We start from the raw sequence: 22,812 nt of genomic DNA, 5'->3' as shown, positions 1-22,812 counted from the left end.
GGTTTTGCAAAACTACAACACGACACGAGCAGAAATTACATGGACCAGAAGTCGAAAAGCCGAAGCATCGCGCTGTCGGCATTGATTGTTTTCGGGGGCATTCAAGGGGTCTACGCGCAGAGTTCTGCACAGGGTCCCGCCCAGAGTTTGAATGACAGTGCCGATGCAGTGGGCACGATCATCGCGCAAGCGACGCCTGCTACAGCCAGCGTGACGCCCGCGAGTCAAACGATTGCGCTGACGCCCGACGAAGCGAAGCAGTCGGCGGCGGGCAATGTCGCGGAACTGCAACAGATGATGCGCGGCAACGACATCACGGAATTGCGCACCACGTACAACGGCAGCTACGGCGCGAGTCTGATGTTCTACGGCAAGGAGATGACGTACTACGTCGCGCTGTTCCAGCAAAAGAACTTCTGGCGCGTGATCAAGACGCAGGACGAAGCGCGGTCCGAGCAGATCTACCGCGACTTCGCGCGGCAGACGGTGCAGCTGTCCGACGTCGAGCTTCGCCGTGCGAAGCTGGAAGCGCAGAAGGCTTATACGGATCGCCTCGTCGCGCTGTCGCAGGAACGTGCGAACCGTCTGCAGGCCGACCTGAACATCGCGCACGAGCAGCAGACGATCGTCAATAGCATGCAGCAGCAGACGCGCGCGGAAGCGGCAGCGCTCGCGCAGCAAAAAGCGCAGGCGCAGGAGCAGTTGCGCGTGACCCAGCGCCAGGTGCGTGATCTCCAGCGTCAGCTCGAAAGCGGTTTGCCCGTGCGCTGACTTCCATGGAGCCGTCAGGGCCCGGGGCCGGCCCTGCGGCTTCGCGGCGCGTCGCTCTGCCGTCAGCGCTGCCGCTGCAAAAGTGCCGCGCGAGGGCCGCGCGTCGTGCGCCAGACGGCGTGCCGCTTTTCATCTTCCATCTTCGTTCGCTTCAGGGTCGGCCGCGACGAGCGTCGCGCCGATGCCGTCGCAACGCCAGTTGCCGGGCGCTCCGTTCGCCGACGTCGCCGCGCGTCTGATCCCCTCAACGCGTCTTTTTCTCCTTGCCTGGTTTGCCGGCATCGTCGTCGGCTTCGGGATCGACCGCAATCGGGTCGCTGGCGGGAAACGTTTCGTCGAGCGCCTCGTCGAGACGTTCGTCGGCGGATTGGTGCTCTTGGGCCTTCGGGGTTTTCGCTTTCGATGTGGACATGGTGTGCTCCGTGATCGAGATTCAACGGTATCGGGAAACCAGCATAGCGCAATCGCATGCACGCGACTGCCTGGCCAAACGGCATAAGACATGCAGACTCCGTGCCGCCGCGTGTTTACCTTGAAGATCTGGAAAGCATGTTGTAGGTTCCATGCAAGCATGGATGGAATTTATTGCCGGATGGTTCGTTATTCCCGTATCAAAGAACCGGCGCGCAATGCGCCGGGTGCAGGCTGGCTAACGAGGGCTACCATGCAACTGAACGGATATGGCGGCGGACAGCGCTTTAACGCGTCACATGTTGTCGAGTCGGAACTGGAGCATCTGGAATGGGCGACGCGTCAGCCGGTGCTGTCGATGCTGAACGCGCGCTACTGGCAGCGCAGAGTGCTGGAAGTGAAATGCGGGTATGAGTTGACGGAGCAGCAGGGCGTGCGGATCGAGAGGATACTGAAGCAGTTGGCGAGCCGCCCTGGCTAGCCTTGCCGCCTGGAGAAGCGGCGCGCTGTCGATAGCGCGCCGATCGCCTGGATGGCTTATTGGGTGTTGCCGCCGCCGTTGTTGCCCTGGTCGTTGCCGGTGCCGGTGCCATACAGCCGTCTGCGGCGCGTGACGACAACGGGGCCGTCCGATCCCGACCGCTCAGACGGCGCCTGCGGCGAGCCATATGACTCGCGCGGCTCACGTTGTTCGCGCGGCTCGCGATGCTCACGCGAGCCGTGCGGACCACGCGCCGCGTGATCGCCATGTGACGGCCGGCCTGCGCGCGGCGCGGGACGCGTGCCCGTGTCAAGCTGGATGGTCGAGATGGCGCGCTTGTAAATGCCTTGCAGCCCAACGGGCGTGCGCAGCATCACCAGATACTGATCGAACGACTCAATGCAGCCCGTCAAACGGATACCGTTGACGAGATAGATTTCGACGCGCTTACGTTCTTTGCGCGCGGCGTTCATAAAGTCGTTTTGTGGATGCGATTCTGCGGAAGGCATGGACAATTGTGTAAAGAGAAACGGTTGTTCAACGCGATTTTACCCGTTGTCGCTGCACGCGGACACGACGGGCATCCAAACGTCGAACTGCTGACGCCCACTATAACCACTTGTGAGCGCGGAAGCATCCTTAAAAATCCAAGTGTAACGTTGAGTTACGAAATCCTGCGCCGCTATGCGGGGCAGCCCACGTTCGGGGCCGGTTCACGCAACGGGCGTGGTCCGCGAGCGGCTCGCGCGGCGAGCAATCGGGCAAGAAATGACCGATGCCGGGGAATAAATCGCGTGATGTGAGCGTTTATTGGTCAGGTGCCACATGCAAGGCCACAGAGATGCGAAAGTGCAACGCGAAGTGGTGCGCTGCGCGTATTGGCGTCGCATCTGTTTTGCAGAAGGTTTTCCTGTCGTGAGTTCTCAATGGGTCATCGGCGTCGCGGCTTTGCCGCCAGCGATCCGCGCTTCGCCGGTTCAACGCAGGCCGCGCGTTTTTTCGCGTCAGGCTGTGCAGGAGGGTTCTACATGAAAGTATCCAGACTGGTATCGGCCGTTTTCATGATCGTCGCGCTCGGAGTCGCATCTGTGTCGCTGACCGCGTGTCAGTCCACCGCCGACAATTCGTCGGGCGCGAGCAGCGGCAACACCAGCGGCAACAGCGGCGGCTATTGATGCGCGCGCTCGGATGACGGCTAGCGCCGGGTGAACTTCGAAGCGGAAGTGATTTCGTGGCTCCCTCAGTTGCGGCGCTATGCGCGCGCACTGACGGGGGACCCAGCATGGGCGGACGATCTGGTTCAGGATACGGCCGAGCGCGCGCTCGCGCGCTGGAAGGGCTTTAGACCCGACAGCAATCTGCGCGCGTGGCTGTTGACGATCCTGCGGCATCTGTACATCGACCAGTTGCGCGTGCGCCGCGAGATCACGGTGGACGACGAGAGCGCCCCGTGGCGCAATCTCGAAGCGCCGCACGGCGAAGTCGACGGGCTGGTATTGCGCGATGTGCAGCGCGCGCTTTATTGTCTGCCCGTCGAGCAGCGCGAAGTGATGCTGCTCGTGTGTGTGGAGGAATTGAGCTATCAGGAGGCGTCGACGGCGCTCGGGGTGCCCATCGGCACGGTAATGTCACGACTGTCCCGCGCCCGCGAGCATATGCGGGCGCTGTTGACGGAAGGACCTCTACACAAGTCGTCGCCTTCGCTGAAAGTGGTGAAAACCAGGTGAAAAGCGCGCCATGAACAACGACGAAAACCACACCGATTCCGCGAACGCGCCGGATCTGCGCGCGCTGTCGGCGTTCGTCGACAACGAACTGCCCGAAAGCGAGCGCGCAGCGGTGCGCGAGCGACTCGCGCGCGACCCGCAGGCGGCCGCGCAAGTCGCGTCGTGGCGCGCGCAGAAGGCCGCACTGCAGGCGCTGTGCGGCGCGCCCGAGCGCGAGGAGCCGCCGTTCATCGTATTGCGCGCGCGCGTGCCGTGGTGGCGGCGTGTAGGCGTGGCGGCGTGCTGGCTGCTGGTGGGCGCCGGGCTCGCGGTCGTGCTCGGGCCACTCGTGCCGCGCCTGACGGGCGACGGCAACGGCGATGTGATGTCGTTCGCGCGTCGCGCGGACATCGCCTACGCGGTCTATACGCCGGAACGCCGGCATCCCGTCGAAGTCGCGGCAGCCGAGGAAGAGCATCTGATCAACTGGCTGTCGAAGCGGCTCAACCGGCATCTGTCCGTGCCGTCGCTGCAGGAGTACGGCTATACGCTGGTCGGCGGGCGGCTGTTGCCGGGCGAGGCGGGACCTGCCGCGCAATTCATGTATGAGAACCCGAGCGGTGCGCGGCTCACGCTGTATGTGACGGGCATCCCGAAGGACGAGACCGTGTTCCGCCTTTTCCGTGACGGCAATCGCCGCACGTTCTACTGGATCAGCGACCGCATGGGCTACGCGCTCTCGGGACCGATCGAGGAATCCAAGCTGCGCTCGATCGCCATCGAAGTGTGCGGCGAACTCGGCGGACGTCCGGAGGCGTGGCAGCAGTAGCGCTTCATCGCGTGTGCCGAAACATCGCGTAACACAGGCGCCGCGCCGCGGCCCGCGCGCGAGGAATAGCGTTGCGCAAAGCTTCGTTTACGTTTGGCAGGCGCGCGTTTCACTGGCTTGCGTCGGCGCGTGGCGGCGTTGGACGGGAGCGCCCGCCTGCAAGGCGAATCGATGGCGTCTTCACGGCGTCGGCACGCGTGTCGTGCCGCGACTCCGCATCGTCGAGCAGGACGAATCATGCATACTTTTCTTGGTATCGGCGTCGCGCTGGTTGCGTGCGCCGGTTGCGCGGTACCCGCGTCACAGCCCGTCGCGCAGGAGCAGTTCAGCGATAACGTGTGCCAGCCCGTGGTAGGGCAGGCGGAAATCGACGGCACGATGCAGCAGATCAGCGGCATCGCGTGCCGGCAGCCTGACGGGACGTGGCAGATCCAGCAGGGCGACGGTATGGCCACGGCCACGATCTATCCCGTTCCAGCCTATCCTTCCTATTACTACGACCCGTCGTACTGGGGGCCGCCTGTCGCGATCGGTATTGGCGGGTCGTTCGTGTTCGTCGACCACTTTCACCATTTCCATCACATGAACCATGTGCATTGGGGACGGCCGGGCGGCGGCATGCACGGACACGGAGTTTTCCATGGTTCGGGCGGCATGCACGGCTGGGGCGGTGGGAGCGCGTGGAGCAGCGGGGGCATGCACGGCGGTATGCACGGCGGCATGGGAGGCGGGCGCGGACGTTGAAGATACGCGCGATGCGTGTCCCGTTGTCCCTGGCCGCGGCTTGCCGAATGCTGCCGAAAGAACGGCACGAAGCAATGCACGAAGCAACGCAGCATCATGGACGCCATAGGGGAGCGCCTTGACACGCATTCTGCCGCCGGACGTTTCAGCCGCGACATTCGATCGCGCGCTCGCCGCATTCGAAGCGATCGTCGGCGCGACCCAGGTCGCCGCGTCGGCGGCGAGCCTCGCGCCTTATGCCGATCCGTTTGCGCCGGGGCCGCTGGCGGCGTCGTTCGTGCCGTCGGCGGCGCTGTTGCCCGCGAACGTCGATGAGATCCGCGCAATCCTGCGCGTCGCGAACGAGTACGGCATCCCGCTATGGACAGTCTCCACGGGACGCAACTTCGCATACGGCGGCGCCGCGCCGCGCCTGCCCGGATCGGTGGTGCTCGACCTGCAGCGGATGAACCGCATTCTCGCCGTCGACGAGCGGCTCGCGTACGCGCTCGTCGAGCCCGGCGTCAGCTACTTCGATCTGCATCACTATTTGCGCGAGCACGGCATCGGACTGTGGGTCGATCCACCCGCGGCGGGCTGGGGCAGCATCGTCGGCAACACGCTCGAACGCGGCTTCGGCACCACCGCCTATGGCGATCACGCGGCTACGCAATGCGGGATGGAAGTGGTGCTCGCGAATGGCGACGTCGTGCGTACGGGGATGGGCGGCATCGAGATCGGCACATGCTGGCAGGCGTTCAAGCATGGTTACGGGCCGTCGTTCGATCCGATGTTCATGCAGTCGAACTACGGCATCGTCACGAAGATGGGCGTGTGGCTGATGCCCGCGCCGAGCGCGTATCTGCTGGGCGAAATCCAGTTTCAGCGCGACGACGACCTGGAGGCGATCGTCGAGACTTTGAGGCCGTTGCGCCTCGATGGCACGATCGGCAACCAGGCCGTGATCGAAGGCGGGCTGCGCCGGGCGGCGGGACTCGGGCCGCGCTCGCAGTGGTATCAGGGCCGCGGCGTGATGCCCGAAAGCGCGATTGCGGCGATGATCGACAAGCTGAAGGTCGGCCGCTGGAATCTGCATTACGCGCTTTATGGCGAGCGCGAGGTGATCGACGCGAAAGAGGCGATCGTGCGGCGCGCGTTCGGCCGCATCGCGGGTGCCCGCATGCTGTCGAAGACCTACGACGGCAACGCCGAGCCGGAAGCGGGCGGCGATCGCAACCTCGCCGGCATTCCCGCGATGACGGCTTTCCGGATGCTCGACTGGCGCGGCGGGCGCGGCGCGCACGTCGACTTCTCGCCCGTGTGCCCCGCGACGGGCCGCGACGCGATGCGTCAATACTCGATGGCGAAAGCGCGCGCGAACGAATACGGCTTCGACTACTACGGCGGCTTCACGTCGGGCGAGCGGCATCTGCATCACATCGCCGCAGCGATCTTCGACGGCAACGATGCTCGGCAAAGCGAGCAGGCGGCGGACCTGCTGCGCGCATGGATGAGCGACGCGCACGGCGCGGGATACGGCGAATACCGTTCGCATCTCGTCTACATGGATTTCGCGGCGGCACGCTACAACTTCAACGACGGCGCGCTGCTGCGGCTGTCGGAGACGATCAAGGACGCGCTCGACCCGGCGGGCATCCTGTCGCCGGGCAAGCAGGGAATCTGGCCGAAGGCTTTGCGCAACCGGCGGGGTTATACATAACGGCGCGCGACCGTGCATGACGGCGCACGACGGCCCGCGGCAAAGGCAACGAGAGGACACGGCGGCATGAAGCGGCGCACCTTTATCGCATCGGGCGCATGGCTGTCGGCGATGGCGGCCTGGGGCGCGCCGTGGCTTCATCCTGACGGCACGCTCGCGGATCTCGCGCTGATCGATGCGACGCTGCCCGAATCGGCGGCGCTGTCGCTGCACGCGGCGCGCATGCGTTTGCCGACCTTCGACGTGAACAGCGCGCCGCACGCGGACATCGCGACGCTCTGGTACGACACGCTCGCGCCGCGCGCGGCGCAAACAGGCGGACGGCTGACCTTGCTGGGCGTCACGCGCGCCGCCGATTTCTTCGTGCTCGCGCGTCTCGCGCTGCAACCGGGCGCGCCGGCGATGCCCGCGCGCAGCGTGCCGCACGGCGCGGCGCTCGCGTTCGTGCTGGCGACCTGATCAGAATTTGTACGCCGGGTTCCTCGGATCGAACGCCATGTCGTCGAATGTCTTCGGCGTGATGGTCAAAAAGACGATGCGCTCGAAAATCTGCCCGTCGTTGTCGTACGATTCGACGGTTCTGAAATAAGGATGCCGCAGGTCCAGCCCGAGCACTTCCTTCTTCGCATAGAACTCGGGCTGGCCCGTCGGCGTCTCATACGTGAACGCGATGACGCGCACGCCGTCCAGCGTCTTCACCTCGATCTGCGCGGGATGCGTGATACCCGCGTCGGCGGACTTGCGGCCTTCGTCGAGAAACTGCCGCGCGATGAACTCGGTGCCGAGATCGCTCACGCGATGATTCGACTGCGTGCGCGCGAGCGTCCCGTTAATCGATGTCCATAAGGGCATGATGTTGAAAAGGCCGCCGAGGTGGCCATACATTTCGTCGCTGCGCCTGGACTCGTCGTAGATGATTTCCTGGCCCGAGTGCGGACCATCGGGCAGCCATTTGCCGTAGATGCGCAGCGGCTCGCGCGTGCGCCGCACCAGCATATGGTCGGGCCGGCGCGGCCACACGCCGCGAATGCGCTCCTGGCGCAGCATCGTGAACTCGTACGACGGGTAGCCGTTCGGGCCTTCCGCGACATAGCGTGGCACCGTCAGCGGATCGAACGCTTCGAACAGCGCGACGAGCTGCGCGTCGCCCATCTGTTCGAGCGCGCCGCTTTGCGCGGCGTTGCGCAGCCATTTGACCTGCTGTTCGAGCGGCAGCCTGGCGACTTTCGACGCGGCGGCTTGCGCGTCCAGGATGGCGTTCGCGACGGCATCGTTCTGCGCGACGGCCGCGTCCGCCGAGCCCGCGATCAGCGCGCAGGCGCACTGAGCGGCGAGAAGCCAGGCCCAGCGCGAGCGTTTTTTTCCAGTCATCGGCTGATGCATGAATCGCTCCAGAAAGCGCGGACGGCTTCGTCGCCTGCCAGCCCTGAACAGCGCATTCAGACGCGCAATGGCACGCGCAAAGCCGTCACGATGATTGATGCTTCGCCAGCTCCTGATCGCGCAGCTCGCGCCGCAGGATCTTGCCGACATTCGTTTGCGGAAGCTCGTCGCGGAACTCGACGACCTTCGGCACCTTGTAGCCCGTCAGATTCTTGCGGCAATGCACGATCACCTGTTCCTCCGTCAGCGAAGGATTGCGCCGCACGACGAAGACTTTCACCCGCTCGCCCTGCGCGGCATCGGGAATGCCGATCGCGGCCACTTCGCGCACGTCGGGGTGCATCGCGATCACATCTTCGATCTCGTTCGGATAGACGTTGAAGCCGGACACGAGAATCATGTCCTTCTTGCGGTCGATCAGACGGATATAGCCGCGCGAATCCATCACGCCGATATCGCCCGTCGCGAGCCAGCCTTCTTCGTCGAGCACCTTCGCCGTTTCGTCGGGCCGGTTCCAGTAGCCTTTCATCACCTGCGGACCCTTCACGCACAGCTCGCCCGCCTCGCCGATGTTCGCCCAGCTGCCGTCGTCCTTGCGAAAGCGCACTTGCGTCGACGGCGCGGGCAGGCCGACCGTGCCGTCGAATTCGCGCATCTGCTTCAGGTCCACCGGGTTCATCGACACGATCGGCGAGCATTCCGTAAGCCCATAGCCCTCGATGATCGGCTTGCCCGTCACCTCGCGAAAACGGTCGGCAACGGCTTTCTGCATCGCCATGCCGCCCGCCATCGCGAGCTTGAGCTTCGAGAAGTCGCGGCTGCGGAATTCCTCGTTGTCGAGGAATGCGTTGTACAGCGTATTGACGGCCGTGATGCCCGTGAACGTCTCGTGGCGCAGGATCTTCATCACGCGCTTCGTGTCGCGCGGATTCGCGATCAGGATGTTGCGTCCGCCGAGCCCCATGAAGATCATCGCGTTCACGGTCAGCGAGTAGATGTGATAGAGCGGCAGCGGCGTGAGCACCGTTTCGATCTCGTCGGTGAGCTGGCTCTCGGCCCAGACTTTCGCCTGCAACAGGTTGGCGACGATGTTCCGGTGGGTGAGCATCGCGCCTTTCGCGACGCCCGTCGTGCCGCCCGTGTATTGCAGGAACGCGAGATCGGTGCTTGCGATCTGCACGGGCGCGAGCGTGCGCTGGTAGCCCGTCGCGAGCGCATGGAGCAGCGGCACGGCTTGCGGCAGGTTGTACGCGGGCACGAGCTTCTTCACGTACCTGAGCATGCCGTTGATAAGCTTGCCTTTCAGGTTCAGGCCGTCCTTGAGCAGGTCGCCGAGACCCGTCACGATCACGTTCTGCACGCGCGTGCCCGGCAGCGAGTCTTCGACGGTCTTCGCGAAGTTCTCGAACACGACGATGGTCTGCGCGCCGCTGTCCTTCAACTGATGCGACAGCTCGCGTACGGTGTAGAGCGGATTCACGTTGACGACGATCGCGCCCGCCTTCAGCACGCCGAAAAGGGCGACGGGGTACTGGAACGTGTTGGGCAGCATGATCGCGACGCGCTCGCCGGGCTTCACGCCGATGCTCTGCAGATACGCGGCGAACGCCGTCGCCTTGCGCGCCAGCGCGCCATACGTGAGGCTTTCGCCGACGCTCACATAGGCGACGCGGTCGCGAAAGCGCGTTGTGCATTCGTCGAAGAACTCGACGATGGATGTGTATTGCGATGCGTCGATCTCATGCGGCACGCCGGGCGCGTACGACGCGTACCAGATGCCGTCCGTGTTCGGCGCGCGCTGCGCGGCGGGCGTTTGCGCCTGTGTTTGCGCTCGTGTCGGCATCTGCGTCTGTGTTTGCGTCTGCGTGCTGTGCGAGGTGGTTGGCTCGGTCGGCATGGCGTCTCCTTGGTCTCCCAGCATTGTCGTTATGTGTGTCGTGTGCGTGAATCGTTCGGGTTGCAAGGCGGCTGGGGGCGCGATTCAACGTTCCAGAATCGCGACCACACCCTGGCCGCCCGCCGCGCAGATCGAAATCAGCCCGCGCGCGGTGCCCGCCGGCTTGTCGAGCTGCGCGAGCAGCTTCGCGAGTCCCGCGACGATGCGGCCCCCCGTTGCCGCGAACGGATGGCCCGTCGCAAGCGATCCGCCGTTCACGTTTATTTTCGCGTGATCGATCGTGCCGAGCGCGCCTTCGAGTCCCAGTTGCGTGCGGCAGTACTCATCGTCCTGCCATGCCGCGAGCGTGCACAGCACCTGTGCCGCGAACGCCTCATGGATCTCGTAGAAGTCGAAGTCCTGCAACGTCAGGCCCGCGCGTTTGAGCATGCGCGGCACGGCGTACGCAGGCGCCATCAGCAAGCCCTCTTTTTTGTCGAAGAAATCGACGGCAGCCGTCTCGGACCACGTCAGCCAGGCGAGCACGGGCAGATTGCGCGCGGCCGCCCATTCCTCGCTCGCGAGCAACACGGCCGACGCGCCATCCGTCAGCGGAGTCGAATTGCCAGCAGTCATTGTGCCCGCGTCGCGGTCGAACACGGGTTTCAGCGACGCGAGTTTTTCCAGCGTCAGATCGCTGCGCAGATTGTTGTCGCGCGACAGGCCTCGACACGGCGTCATCAGGTCGTTGAAAAAGCCGCGCGCGTACGCGTCCGTCAGCTTGCGATGGCTGTCGTACGCGAGCACGTCCTGGGACTCGCGCGAGATGTTCCAGCGCTTGGCCATCAGCTCGCAGTGCTCCCCCATCGACAGCCCCGTGCGCGGCTCGCTGTTGCGCGGCAGGAGCGGCTTGAAGAACATGCCGGGGCGCAGCTTCGTCAGCGCGCCGACGCGTTGTCCCGCCGACTTGCCCCGGTTCGCTTCGAGCAGGATCTTGCGCATCTTTTCGTTGACGCCGATGGGCGCATCCGAGGTCGTATCGACCCCGCCCGCGATGCCCGCGTCGATCTGCCCGAGCGCGATCTTGTTCGCCACGAGGATGGCCGCTTCGACGCCGGTGCCGCAGGCCTGCTGCACGTCGTAGGCGGGCGTTTGCTTCGCGAGCGTGGTCGACAGCAGGGCTTCGCGCGTCAGGTTGAAGTCGCGTGAATGCTTGATGACGGCGCCCGCCGCGACTTCGCCGAGACGCTCGCCATGCAGGTTGTAGCGGTCGATCAGACCCTGCAGCGTGAAAGTCAGCATGTCCTGGTTCGATGCCGTCGCATACGCGGTGTTCGAGCGCGCGAACGGGATGCGGTTGCCGCCCAGTATCGCGACACGGCGCGCGGCGAAAGGCGGTTGTGACGGGTGAGGCATCAGGTGGCTCCCTGGTCGTGTCCGCCTGTCGGGCGGTTGAAATGAAGCAGCATGATTCGCCCGGCACGAGACAGTGAAAACGAATCGGGCTGGGCGTTGATTCCATCGTCAGACGCATTCCGCGCAGCCAGGCGACGCTTGCGCGTTATCGTGCATTACGTGCATTACGTGCATTACGTGCATCACGTCCGTTACGTCCGTTACGTGCGCCAGTCGCGTTACCTGCGTCATGAGCGCTACGACGGGTACCGCCCGCGTCATTGCAGGTTCCACTGAAACCGGCCGCGCAGATGCGGCTTGCCGCCCTCGGGGTCACGCACTTCGAATTCGCGCGAAGTGGGCGAGGGCGCGGACGTCCACAACGACGCGTCGCCCGGCAGCAGCAGCGGCGCCTTGAACTCGCCCGCGAGCGTCGCATCGGCGAGCCGCTTCGGCGGTTGCAGCGCCGCGCACGCGCGCGCGAGCGTCCACATGCCGTGCGCGATTGCGCGTGGAAAACCGAACGCTTTCGCGGAGAGCATCGTCAGATGGATCGGGTTGTAGTCGCCCGATGCCTTCGCGTAGTCGCGGCCCAGCTGCGACGGCAACTGCCAGCGCGACGCGCGCGCGAGCGTGCCGCTTGCCGTCTGCAGCGGGCTAAGGGGATCGCCGCTCGCCGCGACGCCGCGCTTCAGATAGATGCTGTCGCCGTCCCACACGGCCTCGCCGCGCCGGTAGACGCGCGTCTGCATCACGAACGCCTGGCCTTTGTCGTGGCGCAGCCGCGCGCCGAATTCGACCTCGACGCGCAGCGTGTCGTCGAACGAGAGCGGCCGGCGCATGTGCACGCTGTTCGCCAGATGGACGATGCCGAGCGCGGGCCACGGAAACGCCGGGTCGGTCAGAAGCAGCAGATGCAGCGGAAACGCGAGCAGATGCGGATACGTGAACGGAATGCCCTGCTCGGGGAAAAAGCCGCAGACGCGCGCGTAGCGCTCGATGGCGACGGAGTCGAGCGTCACCGCCGGGCGCACGAAGCGAAGCGCGGGCAGATCCGTCGGACGATTGCGCTGAAAGTGCTTGGCGACGCCCGTCAGCGCGCGCGCGTACAGCTTCGCGGGCGCGGGCAATTCCGGCACGACGACTGTCTTCGTGCGAGGCGCGCCAAACATCGGGCTGGAGTCGAAAACGGCCATGACGCTCACGCTCCTATCAGGCTCTGCCCGCACACGCGCACGACCTGGCCCGTCACGCCCGCCGAGCCGGGGTGCGCGAGCCACGCGATGGCCTGCGCGACGTCGACGGGCTGGCCGCCTTGGCTCATCGCGTTCATCCGGCGGCCGGCTTCGCGCAGCGCGAGGGGCATCTTCGCGGTCATCTGCGTTTCGATGAAGCCGGGCGCGACCGCGTTGATCGTGATGCGCCGGCCGGCGAGATACGGCGCCATGCTCTGCACGCGGCCGATTACGCCCGCCTTCGACGCCGCATAGTTGGTCTGCCCGAGATTGCCCGCGATCCCGCTGATCGACGACACGCAGACGATGCGTCCGCCGTCGCGCAACGTGCCCGCTTCGAGCAGTGCGTCGTCGATGCGCTCCTGCGCGGACAAGTTGATGTCGATCACATTGCGCCACGCGGGCGCGTTCATCTTCGCGATGGTCTTGTCCTTCGTGATCCCGGCGTTGTGCACGACGATGTCGACGCCGAGCTCGTCGAGCGCCGATGCGATCTGCGCGGGCGTTTCAGGCGCGGCGATATCGAAGGCGAGCGCCGTGCCGGCGATCTGGCGCATGGCGGCGTCGAGGGCATCCGTGGCGGCGGGCGTATCGATGCCGATCACGTGCGCGCCCTGCGCCGCGAGCACGTTGGCGATCGCCGCGCCGATGCCGCGCGCCGCGCCCGTCACGACGGCGCGCTGCCCGGCGAGCGGCTGGGTCCAGTCGAAGTCCGGGCCGAGCGTCAGCGGCGCGGCGCCGATCCGCACGACCTGGCCCGACACATACGCGGAGCGCGGCGATAGAAAAAACCGCAACGTCGATTCGATGCCGCTTTCGGCGTGCGCTGCGACGTACAGAAGATTCGACGCGATGCCGCGCCGCGCTTCCTTGCCGAGCGAGCGCGTCACCCCTTCGAGCGCGCGTTGCGCCGTCCACTGGCGCGGCGTCGCGCACGCTTCGGGCGGACGGCCGAGCACGACGATGCGGCCGCACTTGTCGAGGGAGCGCAGCGTGTCGTGAAAGAACGTGTACAGCGAATCGAGTTGCGTGCTGTCGTCGATGCCGCTTGCGTCGAAGACGAGCGCCCGCACGCGCGCCTGCGCGCCTGCGCTGGGCTCGGCGGGCTCGAAGCGGCCCGTCATCAGGCCGTGGCGGTTGGCGAGGGGCACCCACAGGCCCGCGCCCGGATGCGCGACGCTCGTCATGCCGAGATGCGCGACCACCCCGGCGAACGCGTCCAGCAACTGGGGCGACCGTCCCGCGCCGATCGCGACGATGCCGTCGAATTCGGGCGCATCGGCGCGGTAGCGGCGCAGCACCTCGGGCTTCGGCAAGCCGAGCGAGCGCGCGACCCGCGCGCCCAGCGGCGAATTGACGAAGTTCAGGTAGGAATCGTTCATCGTTATTGGCTCCTGGCCCCGACGGATGGCGTCAGTGTGCACGGAGCGCGTGACTTGCCGCAAGCAGGGTCCCGTCCCACCGGGTCCGGCACGCTGTTTCGGCACGGCCCGCGGCCGCCGCCGCTGCTGTCATGCAACGGGTCATGCGGCCAGATCCATCGCCTTGTCGAGCGCCTCCTTGCGCTTTTGCAGGTCGGCGAGCAGACCGAAATCCGCCGGGAAGTCGTCGACCTTCACGACTTGTGCCGCGAAGCGCGCGTAGTCTTCGAGCAGCTTGCGCTCGTCTTCGTCGATCAGGCCGCGCTGATGCGCCGCTTCGTTCCACTCGGCGAGCTCCGCGAGGCTTTGCGGAAGCGGCTCGAGGCGGCCATGCCTGATCGCGTCGCGCAGCCGCTGCTCGATCTGCGCGACGCGCGGTGTCAGCGCGAACGCCAGCTCGCCGTAGCCGAGCGCGTCGACGTCGGCGTGTGGCACGTACGAATCCGCGAGCAGCCGCTCGCGCGCCGCGCCCGGCGTCTGCATCAGCGCGGCGATCGCGCTGCCGAGCGCATCGGACGGCGCACGATGCGGCAGGCCGAACGGGAACGCGAGCGCGCGCACGAGCGCCGCGGCGAAGCGGTTCGGATAGTTCTGCAGCACGCCGTCGAGGGCCGTCTGCGCGCGGTGCAGCGCGTCCTCGACACCCCATTGCACGAGCGGCAGGTCGTCGGGCTGGCGGCCTTCGTCTTCGAAGCGCTTGAGCGTCGCGGAGATCAGGTAGAGCTGCGACAGCACGTCGCCGAGGCGTCCCGAGATGCACTCGCGCCGCTTCAGGTCGCCGCCGAGTACGAACATCGACACATCGGCGAGCAGCGCGAACACCGTCGAGAGGCGCGTCGCCGCGCGGTAATACCCAGCGAGGGGCGTATGCGCGCGCTGCGGCCTGGCGATCATCGCGCCGCCCGTCACGGCGTGGACGAGGCTGCGCACCCCGTTCGACAGCGTGAAGCCCAGATGGGCGAAGAACGCTTCATCGAAATCGCGCAGCGCCTTCACGTGGTCGGCTTCGCGCGTCGCGGCCATCTCCTTTAACAGATACGGATGACAGCGGATCGCACCCTGGCCGAAGATGATAAGGCAGCGCGTGAGGATGTTCGCGCCTTCGACGGTGATCGAAATGGGCACCTGCTGATACGCGCGCGCCAGAAAGTTCGACGGCCCCAGGCAGATGCCTTTGCCCGCGACGACGTCCATGCCGTCGTCGATCACCTCGCGGTTGCGCTCGGTGATGTGGTACTTCGAGATCGCCGAGATCACCGACGGCTTTTCGCCGAGATCGACGGCCTGTGCCGACAGGCGGCGCGCGGCGTCCATCACGTAGAGGTTGCCGCCCATGCGCCCGAGCGCTTCCTGCACGCCTTCGAACTTGCCGATCGCCGTGCGGAACTGGCGACGCACGGCCGCATACGCGCCGACGCTGCGCACGGCCGACTTCGACATGCCCACGTTCGACGAAGGCAACGAAATAGCGCGGCCCGCCGCGAGGCACTCCATCAGCATGCGCCAGCCGTTGCCGACCTGCGCGCGTGCGCCGATCACCCAGTCGAGCGGGATGAACACGTCGTTGCCCGAGTTCGGGCCGTTCTGGAACACGGCATTCAACGGCCAGTGACGCCGCCCGATGTCGACGCCCGGATGGCGTGCCGGAATCAGCGCGCAGGTGATGCCGGGCTCGTCTTCGCTGCCAAGCAGATGGTCGGGGTCGAGCGCGCGAAACGCGAGGCCGAGCACGGTCGCGACGGGGCCGAGCGTGATATAGCGCTTGCTCCAGCTCACGCGGAAGCCGAGCGTCTCGCGCCCTTCGAACGTGCTCTTGCAGACGATGCCGACGTCGGGAATCGACGCCGCGTCGGAGCCCGCGTACGGGCTTGTCAGCGCAAAGCAGGGGATTTCGTCGCCGCGGGCAAGACGCGGCAAATAGTGGTTCTTCTGCGCGTCGGTGCCGTATTGCAGCAGTAGTTCGGCGGGGCCGAGCGAGTTGGGCACCATCACGGTGACGGCGGCCGCCGAGCAGCGCGTGGCCAGCTTCATGATGACCTGCGAGTGCGCGTAGGCGGAGAACTGTTTGCCGCCGTACTGCTTCGGGATGATCATTCCGAGGAAGCCTTTGTCCTTGATGAACTGCCAGGCCTGCGGCGACAGGTCTTGCCAGACGGCCGTCGTTTGCCAGTCGTTCGCGAGATCGCAAAGCTGCTCGCATTCGTTGTCGAGAAACGCCTGCTCTTCGGACGACAGTCGCGCCGGGCCATGGCCGAGCAGCGTGTCCCAGTGAGGGCGTCCCGAGAAGAGCGCCGCGTCCCACCAGACCGTGCCGGCTTCCAGCGCGTCGCGCTCGGTCTGCGACATGTCGGGCAGGATCTTGCGGAAAGTGCCGAGCACGCGACGGCTCAGCCACGCGCGGCGCAGCGGCCTGATCGTCAGCACGAGCGCGGGGATGACGAGCGCGAGCGCCAGCAGGAGCGTCGCCGCCGCGCCCGCTGCGCCCGACAGATACGCGGCCGCGACCCATGCGGCGAGAAACGCGAGCCACCACGACGCGCGCGCCTGCACGTGGACGAGCGCGAGAGCGGCGGCGATCAACGCAACGATGAACCACGACATGGCGACTTCTCCTTTTCGTCTCGTTCGGCGAGCACGTTCCCCGATGTGCGGGCTCGTCTTTTTTCTTCGAGTGGTGCGCTTCGGCTGTCCGTGACGCGGCGCGTGGGTTCGCCGTCTTTCGTTGCAGCCCGCGTGCCTGGTTGATGCCGTGACGCATGCAAGCGCGATCGGCGACGCGAGGCGCGCGACCGGTTGCGGATCTTCGCGATTGTCGCGATTGTCGCGATTGGCGCGCTCTCCGGCGTGCTGCCGAGCGCTGACACCTCGAGCATCGTCAATGAGTTCTCGCAACGCAAGTCGAAGAACACGCGTGTCGGTCGACGCCGCTAAAAGCGGCCGACAAAAAAGGCCGCTCCGACATGAATCGGAGCGGCCTCGTCGCTGCTGCATGGCGAGGGAGCGGCGGCGCGCCTGTGCTTCGGGCGCGCGTTGCGTGCGCTCAGTGCGCGGTCGCCGCGACCTGCTCGGCGGATTGCGTCATGTCTATGCCGCGTCGTTCACGGCTGAACAGGATCAGCACGGCAATCACGACGGCGACCGTGCCCGCGACGAGCGCCATCGCCAGCGCGTAGTTGTTGTTGTGGCTGACGGCGAACGACGCCTGCATCGTCGCGTTGACGGAAGCGAGCAGGTTGCCCAGCTGATAGACGAGGCCGGGGAACGTCGCGCGGATTTCGTCGGGCGAGATCTCGTTCAGATGGACGGGAATCACGCCCCACGCGCCTTGCACGGAGATCTGCATCAGGAACGCGCCCGCCGCGAGCGCAATGGCCGTGTTCGAGAACGCCCACAGCGGCAGCACGGGCAGTGCGATCAGCGCCGCGATGAAAATTGCGCGGCGACGGCCGATCCGCTCCGAGAACGCGCCGAATGCAAGGCCGCCGACGATCGCGCCGATGTTCAGCGTGATCGTGATCAGCGAGACCGTATGGGGATCGAAGTGATGCTGTTCGCGCAGGAAGGTCGGATACAGATCCTGTGTGCCGTGCGAGAAGAAGTTGAAGGCCGTCATCAGGATGATCGCGTAGATCGACAACACCCAGTTGCGCTTGAGCGTGACGAGCAGACCCGGGCGCGGCTGCTTTTCCATTGCGACCCACGCGGGCGACTCCTTCACGTGCGCGCGCACGTACATCACGAGCAGCGCGGGCAGCACGCCGACGAAGAACATGCCGCGCCAGCCGATGTATGGATAGAGCACGCCGAACACGATCGACGCGAGCAGATATCCGCTCGGATAGCCCGCTTGCAGCAGGCCGGAGACGAAGCCGCGCGCGTGCGTGGGCACGGTCTCCATCGTCAGCGCGGAGCCGACGCCCCATTCGCCGCCCATCGCGATCCCGAAGAGGGCGCGCAAGACCAGCAGCGTCGTGAGATTGGGCGAGAAGCCCGATAGCAGTTCGAGCAGCGAGTAGCACGCAATGTTGATCATCAAGGTTGGTCGGCGACCGAATTTGTCGGCGAGCCGCCCGAAGATGAGTGCGCCGAGCGGGCGCATCGCGAGAGTGAGCGTAATGCCGAATGCGACTTCCGGGATTTTGGTATTAAATTCCGCCGCGATATCTTTCAGAATAAAGACCATCAAAAAGAAATCGAATGCGTCGAGTGTCCAGCCTAAATAGGCTGCAATCGTGACGTTTCTCTGTTCCCGAGTCCAACTCATTGGATTGTTCTCCTGTCTCCGATATTCGTGCCGGCCAGTGCCGTTTTAGAGGGCGTTCAAAAGGCGATTGCGCGGCATGCCGCGCCCCGTGGATCAAGGCTTCCGAACGAGTGTACGCTGGACATTAAGCGGCTGCATGGAACAACGCAGGCTTATCCGTGCTTACCCCTGGGTTAATTCGTTCCGCAGAGGCGGCAATGTCTGGTAAATGTAATCAATGTAGTATTTTTACCAGAGTCGAGTTTGGCATTCGTAATATCCAGGCAATCAATTCTCGCTGCCCATTTGGATTCGCGGCGGTTATCAACAAGGCCGCGCACGGCCGCCGATTTCGACGATTACATCGCGATGGCACATAGGGTTGCGGTTGCGAGGACGCGATGCAAACGACGCAGCGTGGTGCAAGGACGCTCGCACGCCCAATGATGAGCGGCCGCCAGAAACAAAAAACCCCGCAAGCTATCTGCTTTGCGGGGTGATCTGTTTTAGCGTTGAGAGCGTGGTGCCCAGGAGAGGACTCGAACCTCCACGGTGTTGCCACCGCTAGGACCTGAACCTAGTGCGTCTACCAATTCCGCCACCTGGGCACGTCTCAAGCTAGACCGCTATTGTAGCGAGAAGAATCTGCGTGTCAATCGGTATTTCGAAAAACGCTTCATCTTTTCGCCTGGTTGTTCGCGCATCAAATGACTCGCGCTCAACAGGTACTGCAACTTCTCACACCGCCTTCTCCACGATCCGAAAACCGCAGCGAAAGAGCAGTGCTCTCACAACAATGAAAAACCGCCCGAAGGCGGCTTTCATTTGAATCTGGTGCCCAAGAGAGGACTCGAACCTCCACGGTGTTGCCACCGCTAGGACCTGAACCTAGTGCGTCTACCAATTTCGCCACCTGGGCAAGGTGCGTTTGAAGCAGAGACAGCGATTATAGCGTGTCGAGAAATCGTGTCAAGTGTTTTGCGAAAACTGCCCGGGGGCGCACGCGCCGCGTGGGACGCTGCCCGCGCAGCGCGCGCAATCGCCCGCCAGGCGGCGCGTGGCGCGCAAGACGGGTGTTAGAATCCCCGCAGTAGTATGCGGGCACGGTGCGGCGACCCGTCGCGTGCAATGACGGGGTCTTCGTGCCGCCACCCGGGCAGCATGTCGGGGGCAGCACGGTGGCCGCACGGTTGTCGTCAGTCAGAGAGCAAGAGAGCAGTCGCAGTCACGAACGAGCGCAGTTGCAGTTCAGAAAGAGCAACGTCAACACACCCGCCGACGTCCACGCAACGAGAACAATCATCGACAAGCCCTTGAGCAAATATCCGTATCCGATTCCAAGCCGCGAAGAAATCCTCGGCGTGCTGCGCACGAGTGAAACGCCGCTTGCAGCGAACGACATCGCCGAAGCACTGTCGATCAAGCGCCAGGAGCGCGAAGGGTTTTTCAAGCGCCTCGCCGCGATGGAGCGCGATGGCCAGATCAGACTCGATCAGCGCGGGCATTATCAACTGACTCATCCGTCGAACTTCGTCGCGGGCCGCGTGCAGGGCCATCGCGACGGCTACGGGTTTCTGATCCGCGACGACGGCCAGGACGATCTGTTCCTGCCGACGGGCGAAATGCAGAAGGTCATGCACAACGACCGCGTGCTCGCGCGCATCGTTGGCTATGACCGGCGCGGGCGTCCCGAAGGCCATATCGTCGAGGTGACGGAGCGCGCGAACAAGCGCGTGATCGGGCGGCTTCTCAACGAGAACGGCGCGCTGATCGTCGCGCCCGAAGAGAAGCGCATCGGCCACGACATCCTGATCACGCAGAACACGAAGAAGGCGAAGGTCGGGCAGGTCGTCGTGGTCGAGCTGACCGACTTTCCGAGCCGTCATTCGCAGCCGCTCGGACGCGTGGTGGAAGTGCTCGGCGATATCGACGATCCCGGCATGGAAATCGAAATCGCGGTGCGCAAGTACGGCGTGCCGCACGAGTTCAGCCAGGCCGCAGTGGAAGAGGCCGCGAAACTGCCGGACGAAGTGCGTCCCGTCGATATCCGGCATCGCGTCGACTTGCGCGATGTGCCCCTCGTCACGATCGACGGCGAAGACGCGCGCGACTTCGATGACGCCGTGTATTGCGAGCCCGTCAAGGTCGGGCGCGGCGACGGCTTTCGCCTGATCGTCGCGATCGCCGACGTGTCGCATTACGTGCTGCCCGACACCGGCCTCGATGTCGATGCGATCGAGCGCAGCACGTCGGTGTATTTCCCCCGCCGCGTGATTCCGATGCTGCCGGAAAAGCTGTCGAACGGGCTGTGTTCGCTGAACCCGAATGTGGACCGCTGCGTGCTGGTATGCGACATGGTCATTACCGCGCGCGGCGAGATCAAGGCGTATCAGTTCTATCCCGGCGTGACGCATTCGGCCGCGCGTCTCACGTACACCGAAGTCGCCGCCGTCCTGACCAACACGAAGGGTCCGGAAGCGACGCGCCGCGCCGCGCTTCTGCCGCAACTGCAGAACCTGTACGGCGTCTACAAGGCGCTGTTCGCCGCGCGCCAGAAGCGCGGCGCGATCGACTTCGATACGACGGAGACGTACATCGTCTGCAATGCGCAGGGCAAGATCGAGCAGATCGTGCCGCGCACGCGCAACGACGCGCACAAGCTGATCGAAGAATGCATGCTGGCCGCGAACGTCTGTGCGGCCGACTTCATGAAGCGCAACAAGCATCCGGGTCTGTATCGCGTGCATGCGGGACCGACAGCGGAGCGCCTCGAAAACCTGCGCACGTTCCTGCGCGGCATGGGCCTGACGCTCGGCGGCGGCGACACGCCGCACGCGAGCGACTACGCCGCATTGATGGCGCACATCCGCGACCGTCCCGACGCGCAGATGCTGCAGACGATGCTGCTGCGCTCGATGCAGCAGGCCGTCTACAGCCCGGACAACATCGGTCACTTCGGTCTCGCGTACGAGGCCTATGCGCATTTCACCAGCCCGATTCGCCGCTATCCCGATCTGCTCACGCACCGCGCGATCTACGCGATCCTGCAGGGCCGCAAGTACGAGCCGCACACGCCGCCCGGCGTCGAGCTGAACACGGCGCTGTCGCCGCGCGCCCGCGCGCTGCAGGCGGAAAACGAGAAGCGCGGCGGCCGCGGACGCCCGAACACGGCGATCTGGGAAGAGCTCGGCCTGCATTGCTCGGCGAACGAGCGCCGCGCCGATGAGGCCTCGCGCGACGTCGAAGCGTGGCTCAAGTGCTACTTCATGCGCGACAAGCTCGGCGAAGAGTATGGCGGGATGGTGAGCGGCGTGACGTCGTTCGGCATTTTCGTGCAGCTCGATTCGCTCTTTATCGAAGGGCTCGTGCATGTGACGGAACTCGGCTCGGACTACTTCCAGTACGACGAGATCAAGAACGAGCTGCGCGGCGAACGCACGGGCATCCGTTATCGTTTGTCGGATCGCGTGCGCGTGCAGGTGAGCCGCGTCGATCTCGACGCGCGCAAGATCGATTTCCGCCTCGTGCGCGACTTGCCCGTGAAGATGCAGGCGCATCGCGCGAGTTCCGCCGAGAAGGCGAGCGATCTCGGCGGCCCGCGCGTGCGGTCCATCGAGCGCGTGGCGCAGGTCGACGGCTCGCGCCGCAAGAAGGCCGCATCGGCGCCGACAGCCGCCGTGAAGGAAGCCCGCGCGGCGCGCAAGGCGGGCGCGTCGAAGAAGCGCGCGTCCGCAAAATCATCGCCGAAGGCGTCGCGCAAGAAGCGTTGATTGTGCAGTATCGCCGCGCGCATTCGCGGCGCGGCGCTCGTCTCCATCGGGCGCGCCCTGATCGTTTGCATCGGGCGCGCTCATTCAAAGGTTGTTTCAGTCATGTCACGTCTCAAGGTTCTCTACGGTTTTCATGCGGTGACGGCACGCTTGCGTCACGATCCATCGACGGTCGAGGAAATCTATTACGACCAGACGCGCCGCGATCGCCGGATGAACGAGTTTCTCGCCGTGGCGAAAGAGGCGGGCGTGCGTCTGATCGCCGCCGACGAAACGCGCCTGTGGGGCCTCGCGCATACGGAGCGCCATCAGGGCATCGTCGCGCGCGCGGGCGACCTGCCGCTTGCGCAGAATCTGGCGGAACTGCTCGATGGCATTCAGGGGCCGGCGCTGCTGCTGGTGCTCGATGGCGTCACTGATCCTCACAACCTCGGCGCGTGCCTGCGCGTCGCCGACGCGGCGGGCGCTCATGCCGTCATTGCGCCGCGCGATCGGGCCGTCGGGCTGAATGCGACGGCGGCGAAGGTCGCGAGTGGCGCGGCGGATACCGTGCCGTACATCACCGTGACCAATCTTGCGCGCGCGTTGCGCGAACTGAAGGACGCGGGCGTGTGGGTCGTCGGCACGGCGGGCGATGCGACGGCTTCCCTCTATGAGACGAAGCTCGATGGTCCCGTCGCGCTCGTGATGGGTGCCGAGGGAGAGGGCATGAGAAGGCTCACGCGCGATACCTGCGATGAAGTGATGCAGATTCCGATGGCGGGGTCGGTCGAGAGCCTGAACGTTTCCGTGGCGAGCGGCGTGTGTCTGTTCGAGGCAGTGCGGCAGCGGGTGGGGAAGAAGTAACC

General features: G+C 65.2%; 19 protein-coding genes and 2 tRNA genes. 10 read left to right on the top strand and 11 right to left on the bottom strand.

The annotated features are described in order from the left end of the window. The first annotated feature begins 39 nt into the window (after positions 1 to 39). Entirely contained in the window at positions 40 to 771 is a 732-nt protein-coding gene (locus J8I87_RS04885) for a DUF2968 domain-containing protein (RefSeq protein WP_209930313.1), read from the top strand. 244 nt (positions 772 to 1,015) lie between these two features. Here the strand turns inward: J8I87_RS04885 and J8I87_RS04880 are convergent, their stop codons facing one another. Further along, the gene (locus J8I87_RS04880; protein ID WP_209930312.1) at positions 1,016 to 1,183 is read right to left on the bottom strand and encodes a hypothetical protein; all 168 of its coding nucleotides are present in this window, start codon (positions 1,181 to 1,183) and stop codon (positions 1,016 to 1,018) included. Between the two features lie 252 nt (positions 1,184 to 1,435). Between J8I87_RS04880 and J8I87_RS04875 the strand changes: the two genes are divergently transcribed. Further along, entirely contained in the window at positions 1,436 to 1,663 is a 228-nt protein-coding gene (locus J8I87_RS04875; protein WP_209930311.1) for a hypothetical protein, read from the top strand. Positions 1,664 to 1,719: 56 nt separating this feature from the next. On the opposite strand, the gene hfq is transcribed toward J8I87_RS04875, so the two are convergent. Then, complete coding sequence (gene hfq / locus J8I87_RS04870; RefSeq protein WP_209930310.1) at positions 1,720 to 2,172, bottom strand: RNA chaperone Hfq; 453 nt, start codon at positions 2,170 to 2,172, stop codon at positions 1,720 to 1,722. Positions 2,173 to 2,691: 519 nt separating this feature from the next. Between hfq and J8I87_RS04865 the strand changes: the two genes are divergently transcribed. The 6 genes from J8I87_RS04865 (at position 2,692) to J8I87_RS04840 (ending at position 7,100) form a co-directional block, all read left to right on the top strand. Then, on the top strand, positions 2,692 to 2,838 hold the full coding sequence (locus J8I87_RS04865; RefSeq protein WP_209930309.1) for a hypothetical protein: 147 nt from the start codon (positions 2,692 to 2,694) through the stop codon (positions 2,836 to 2,838). A 30-nt stretch (positions 2,839 to 2,868) separates the two neighbouring features. Beyond that, positions 2,869 to 3,390: a sigma-70 family RNA polymerase sigma factor gene (locus J8I87_RS04860; RefSeq protein WP_209930308.1), complete on the top strand. Its 522-nt coding sequence runs from the start codon at positions 2,869 to 2,871 to the stop codon at positions 3,388 to 3,390. A 10-nt stretch (positions 3,391 to 3,400) separates the two neighbouring features. Then, positions 3,401 to 4,198, top strand: coding sequence for an anti-sigma factor (locus J8I87_RS04855; protein ID WP_209930307.1), 798 nt, complete (start codon positions 3,401 to 3,403; stop codon positions 4,196 to 4,198). 237 nt (positions 4,199 to 4,435) lie between these two features. Continuing rightward, positions 4,436 to 4,942, top strand: coding sequence for a hypothetical protein (locus tag J8I87_RS04850; protein WP_245253698.1), 507 nt, complete (start codon positions 4,436 to 4,438; stop codon positions 4,940 to 4,942). A 118-nt stretch (positions 4,943 to 5,060) separates the two neighbouring features. Continuing rightward, positions 5,061 to 6,641: an FAD-binding oxidoreductase gene (locus tag J8I87_RS04845; RefSeq protein WP_209930306.1), complete on the top strand. Its 1,581-nt coding sequence runs from the start codon at positions 5,061 to 5,063 to the stop codon at positions 6,639 to 6,641. Positions 6,642 to 6,707: 66 nt separating this feature from the next. Beyond that, a complete protein-coding gene (locus J8I87_RS04840; protein ID WP_209930305.1) occupies positions 6,708 to 7,100 on the top strand; it encodes a hypothetical protein in 393 nt (130 codons plus the stop codon). Here J8I87_RS04840 and J8I87_RS04835 read toward each other — a convergent pair whose 3' ends face one another. The 9 genes from J8I87_RS04835 to J8I87_RS04795 all read right to left on the bottom strand — a co-directional run bounded on the left by J8I87_RS04835 (position 7,101) and on the right by J8I87_RS04795 (position 19,113). Beyond that, the gene (locus J8I87_RS04835) at positions 7,101 to 8,024 is read right to left on the bottom strand and encodes a DUF1571 domain-containing protein (protein ID WP_209930304.1); all 924 of its coding nucleotides are present in this window, start codon (positions 8,022 to 8,024) and stop codon (positions 7,101 to 7,103) included. It abuts the gene before it with no gap. A gap of 85 nt (positions 8,025 to 8,109) precedes the next feature. Then, positions 8,110 to 9,867: an AMP-binding protein gene (locus J8I87_RS04830; protein WP_245253706.1), complete on the bottom strand. Its 1,758-nt coding sequence runs from the start codon at positions 9,865 to 9,867 to the stop codon at positions 8,110 to 8,112. 138 nt (positions 9,868 to 10,005) lie between these two features. Further along, positions 10,006 to 11,316 (bottom strand): acetyl-CoA C-acetyltransferase, encoded by a 1,311-nt coding sequence (locus tag J8I87_RS04825; RefSeq protein WP_209930303.1) that lies wholly within the window; start codon positions 11,314 to 11,316, stop codon positions 10,006 to 10,008. 257 nt (positions 11,317 to 11,573) lie between these two features. Then, complete coding sequence (locus J8I87_RS04820) at positions 11,574 to 12,491, bottom strand: MaoC/PaaZ C-terminal domain-containing protein (protein WP_209930302.1); 918 nt, start codon at positions 12,489 to 12,491, stop codon at positions 11,574 to 11,576. A gap of 5 nt (positions 12,492 to 12,496) precedes the next feature. Continuing rightward, on the bottom strand, positions 12,497 to 13,912 hold the full coding sequence (locus tag J8I87_RS04815) for a 3-oxoacyl-ACP reductase (protein ID WP_209930301.1): 1,416 nt from the start codon (positions 13,910 to 13,912) through the stop codon (positions 12,497 to 12,499). 141 nt (positions 13,913 to 14,053) lie between these two features. Continuing rightward, positions 14,054 to 16,552: an acyl-CoA dehydrogenase gene (locus tag J8I87_RS04810; protein ID WP_209930300.1), complete on the bottom strand. Its 2,499-nt coding sequence runs from the start codon at positions 16,550 to 16,552 to the stop codon at positions 14,054 to 14,056. Between the two features lie 439 nt (positions 16,553 to 16,991). Further along, positions 16,992 to 18,215 (bottom strand): MFS transporter, encoded by a 1,224-nt coding sequence (locus J8I87_RS04805; protein ID WP_209930299.1) that lies wholly within the window; start codon positions 18,213 to 18,215, stop codon positions 16,992 to 16,994. A 500-nt stretch (positions 18,216 to 18,715) separates the two neighbouring features. Then, a tRNA-Leu gene (locus J8I87_RS04800) sits at positions 18,716 to 18,802 on the bottom strand. 224 nt (positions 18,803 to 19,026) lie between these two features. Continuing rightward, positions 19,027 to 19,113, bottom strand: a tRNA-Leu gene (locus J8I87_RS04795). Positions 19,114 to 19,507: 394 nt separating this feature from the next. Here J8I87_RS04795 and rnr point away from each other — a divergent pair. Continuing rightward, positions 19,508 to 21,964 carry a ribonuclease R gene (gene rnr, locus J8I87_RS04790; protein ID WP_209930417.1) on the top strand — a complete coding sequence of 819 codons (2,457 nt, stop codon included), beginning with the start codon at positions 19,508 to 19,510 and terminating at the stop codon, positions 21,962 to 21,964. A gap of 102 nt (positions 21,965 to 22,066) precedes the next feature. Further along, a complete protein-coding gene (rlmB, locus tag J8I87_RS04785) occupies positions 22,067 to 22,810 on the top strand; it encodes a 23S rRNA (guanosine(2251)-2'-O)-methyltransferase RlmB (protein WP_209930298.1) in 744 nt (247 codons plus the stop codon). Positions 22,811 to 22,812 lie beyond the last annotated feature (2 nt).

It is taken from the genome of Paraburkholderia sp. LEh10 (assembly GCF_017814945.1).
Lineage (GTDB): Bacteria > Pseudomonadota > Gammaproteobacteria > Burkholderiales > Burkholderiaceae > Paraburkholderia.
The sequence above is the reverse complement of the archived record's forward strand: the minus strand, read 5'-3'. Positions and strand labels throughout refer to the sequence as shown.

What these genes read in the sequence shown, in the direction of transcription:
- J8I87_RS04855 (WP_209930307.1), top strand. Translation starts at nt 3,401, where the DNA reads ATGAACAACGACGAAAACCACACCGATTCCGCGAACGCGCCGGATCTG.
- J8I87_RS04825 (WP_209930303.1), bottom strand. Translation starts at nt 11,316, where the DNA reads ATGCCTCACCCGTCACAACCGCCTTTCGCCGCGCGCCGTGTCGCGATA.
- J8I87_RS04830 (WP_245253706.1), bottom strand. Translation starts at nt 9,867, where the DNA reads ATGCCGACACGAGCGCAAACACAGGCGCAAACGCCCGCCGCGCAGCGC.
- J8I87_RS04865 (WP_209930309.1), top strand. Translation starts at nt 2,692, where the DNA reads ATGAAAGTATCCAGACTGGTATCGGCCGTTTTCATGATCGTCGCGCTC.
- J8I87_RS04850 (WP_245253698.1), top strand. Translation starts at nt 4,436, where the DNA reads ATGCATACTTTTCTTGGTATCGGCGTCGCGCTGGTTGCGTGCGCCGGT.
- J8I87_RS04875 (WP_209930311.1), top strand. Translation starts at nt 1,436, where the DNA reads ATGCAACTGAACGGATATGGCGGCGGACAGCGCTTTAACGCGTCACAT.
- J8I87_RS04815 (WP_209930301.1), bottom strand. Translation starts at nt 13,912, where the DNA reads ATGAACGATTCCTACCTGAACTTCGTCAATTCGCCGCTGGGCGCGCGG.
- hfq (WP_209930310.1), bottom strand. Translation starts at nt 2,172, where the DNA reads ATGCCTTCCGCAGAATCGCATCCACAAAACGACTTTATGAACGCCGCG.
- J8I87_RS04840 (WP_209930305.1), top strand. Translation starts at nt 6,708, where the DNA reads ATGAAGCGGCGCACCTTTATCGCATCGGGCGCATGGCTGTCGGCGATG.
- rlmB (WP_209930298.1), top strand. Translation starts at nt 22,067, where the DNA reads ATGTCACGTCTCAAGGTTCTCTACGGTTTTCATGCGGTGACGGCACGC.
- J8I87_RS04885 (WP_209930313.1), top strand. Translation starts at nt 40, where the DNA reads ATGGACCAGAAGTCGAAAAGCCGAAGCATCGCGCTGTCGGCATTGATT.
- J8I87_RS04820 (WP_209930302.1), bottom strand. Translation starts at nt 12,491, where the DNA reads ATGGCCGTTTTCGACTCCAGCCCGATGTTTGGCGCGCCTCGCACGAAG.
- J8I87_RS04880 (WP_209930312.1), bottom strand. Translation starts at nt 1,183, where the DNA reads ATGTCCACATCGAAAGCGAAAACCCCGAAGGCCCAAGAGCACCAATCC.
- J8I87_RS04805 (WP_209930299.1), bottom strand. Translation starts at nt 18,215, where the DNA reads ATGAGTTGGACTCGGGAACAGAGAAACGTCACGATTGCAGCCTATTTA.
- J8I87_RS04810 (WP_209930300.1), bottom strand. Translation starts at nt 16,552, where the DNA reads ATGTCGTGGTTCATCGTTGCGTTGATCGCCGCCGCTCTCGCGCTCGTC.
- J8I87_RS04835 (WP_209930304.1), bottom strand. Translation starts at nt 8,024, where the DNA reads ATGCATCAGCCGATGACTGGAAAAAAACGCTCGCGCTGGGCCTGGCTT.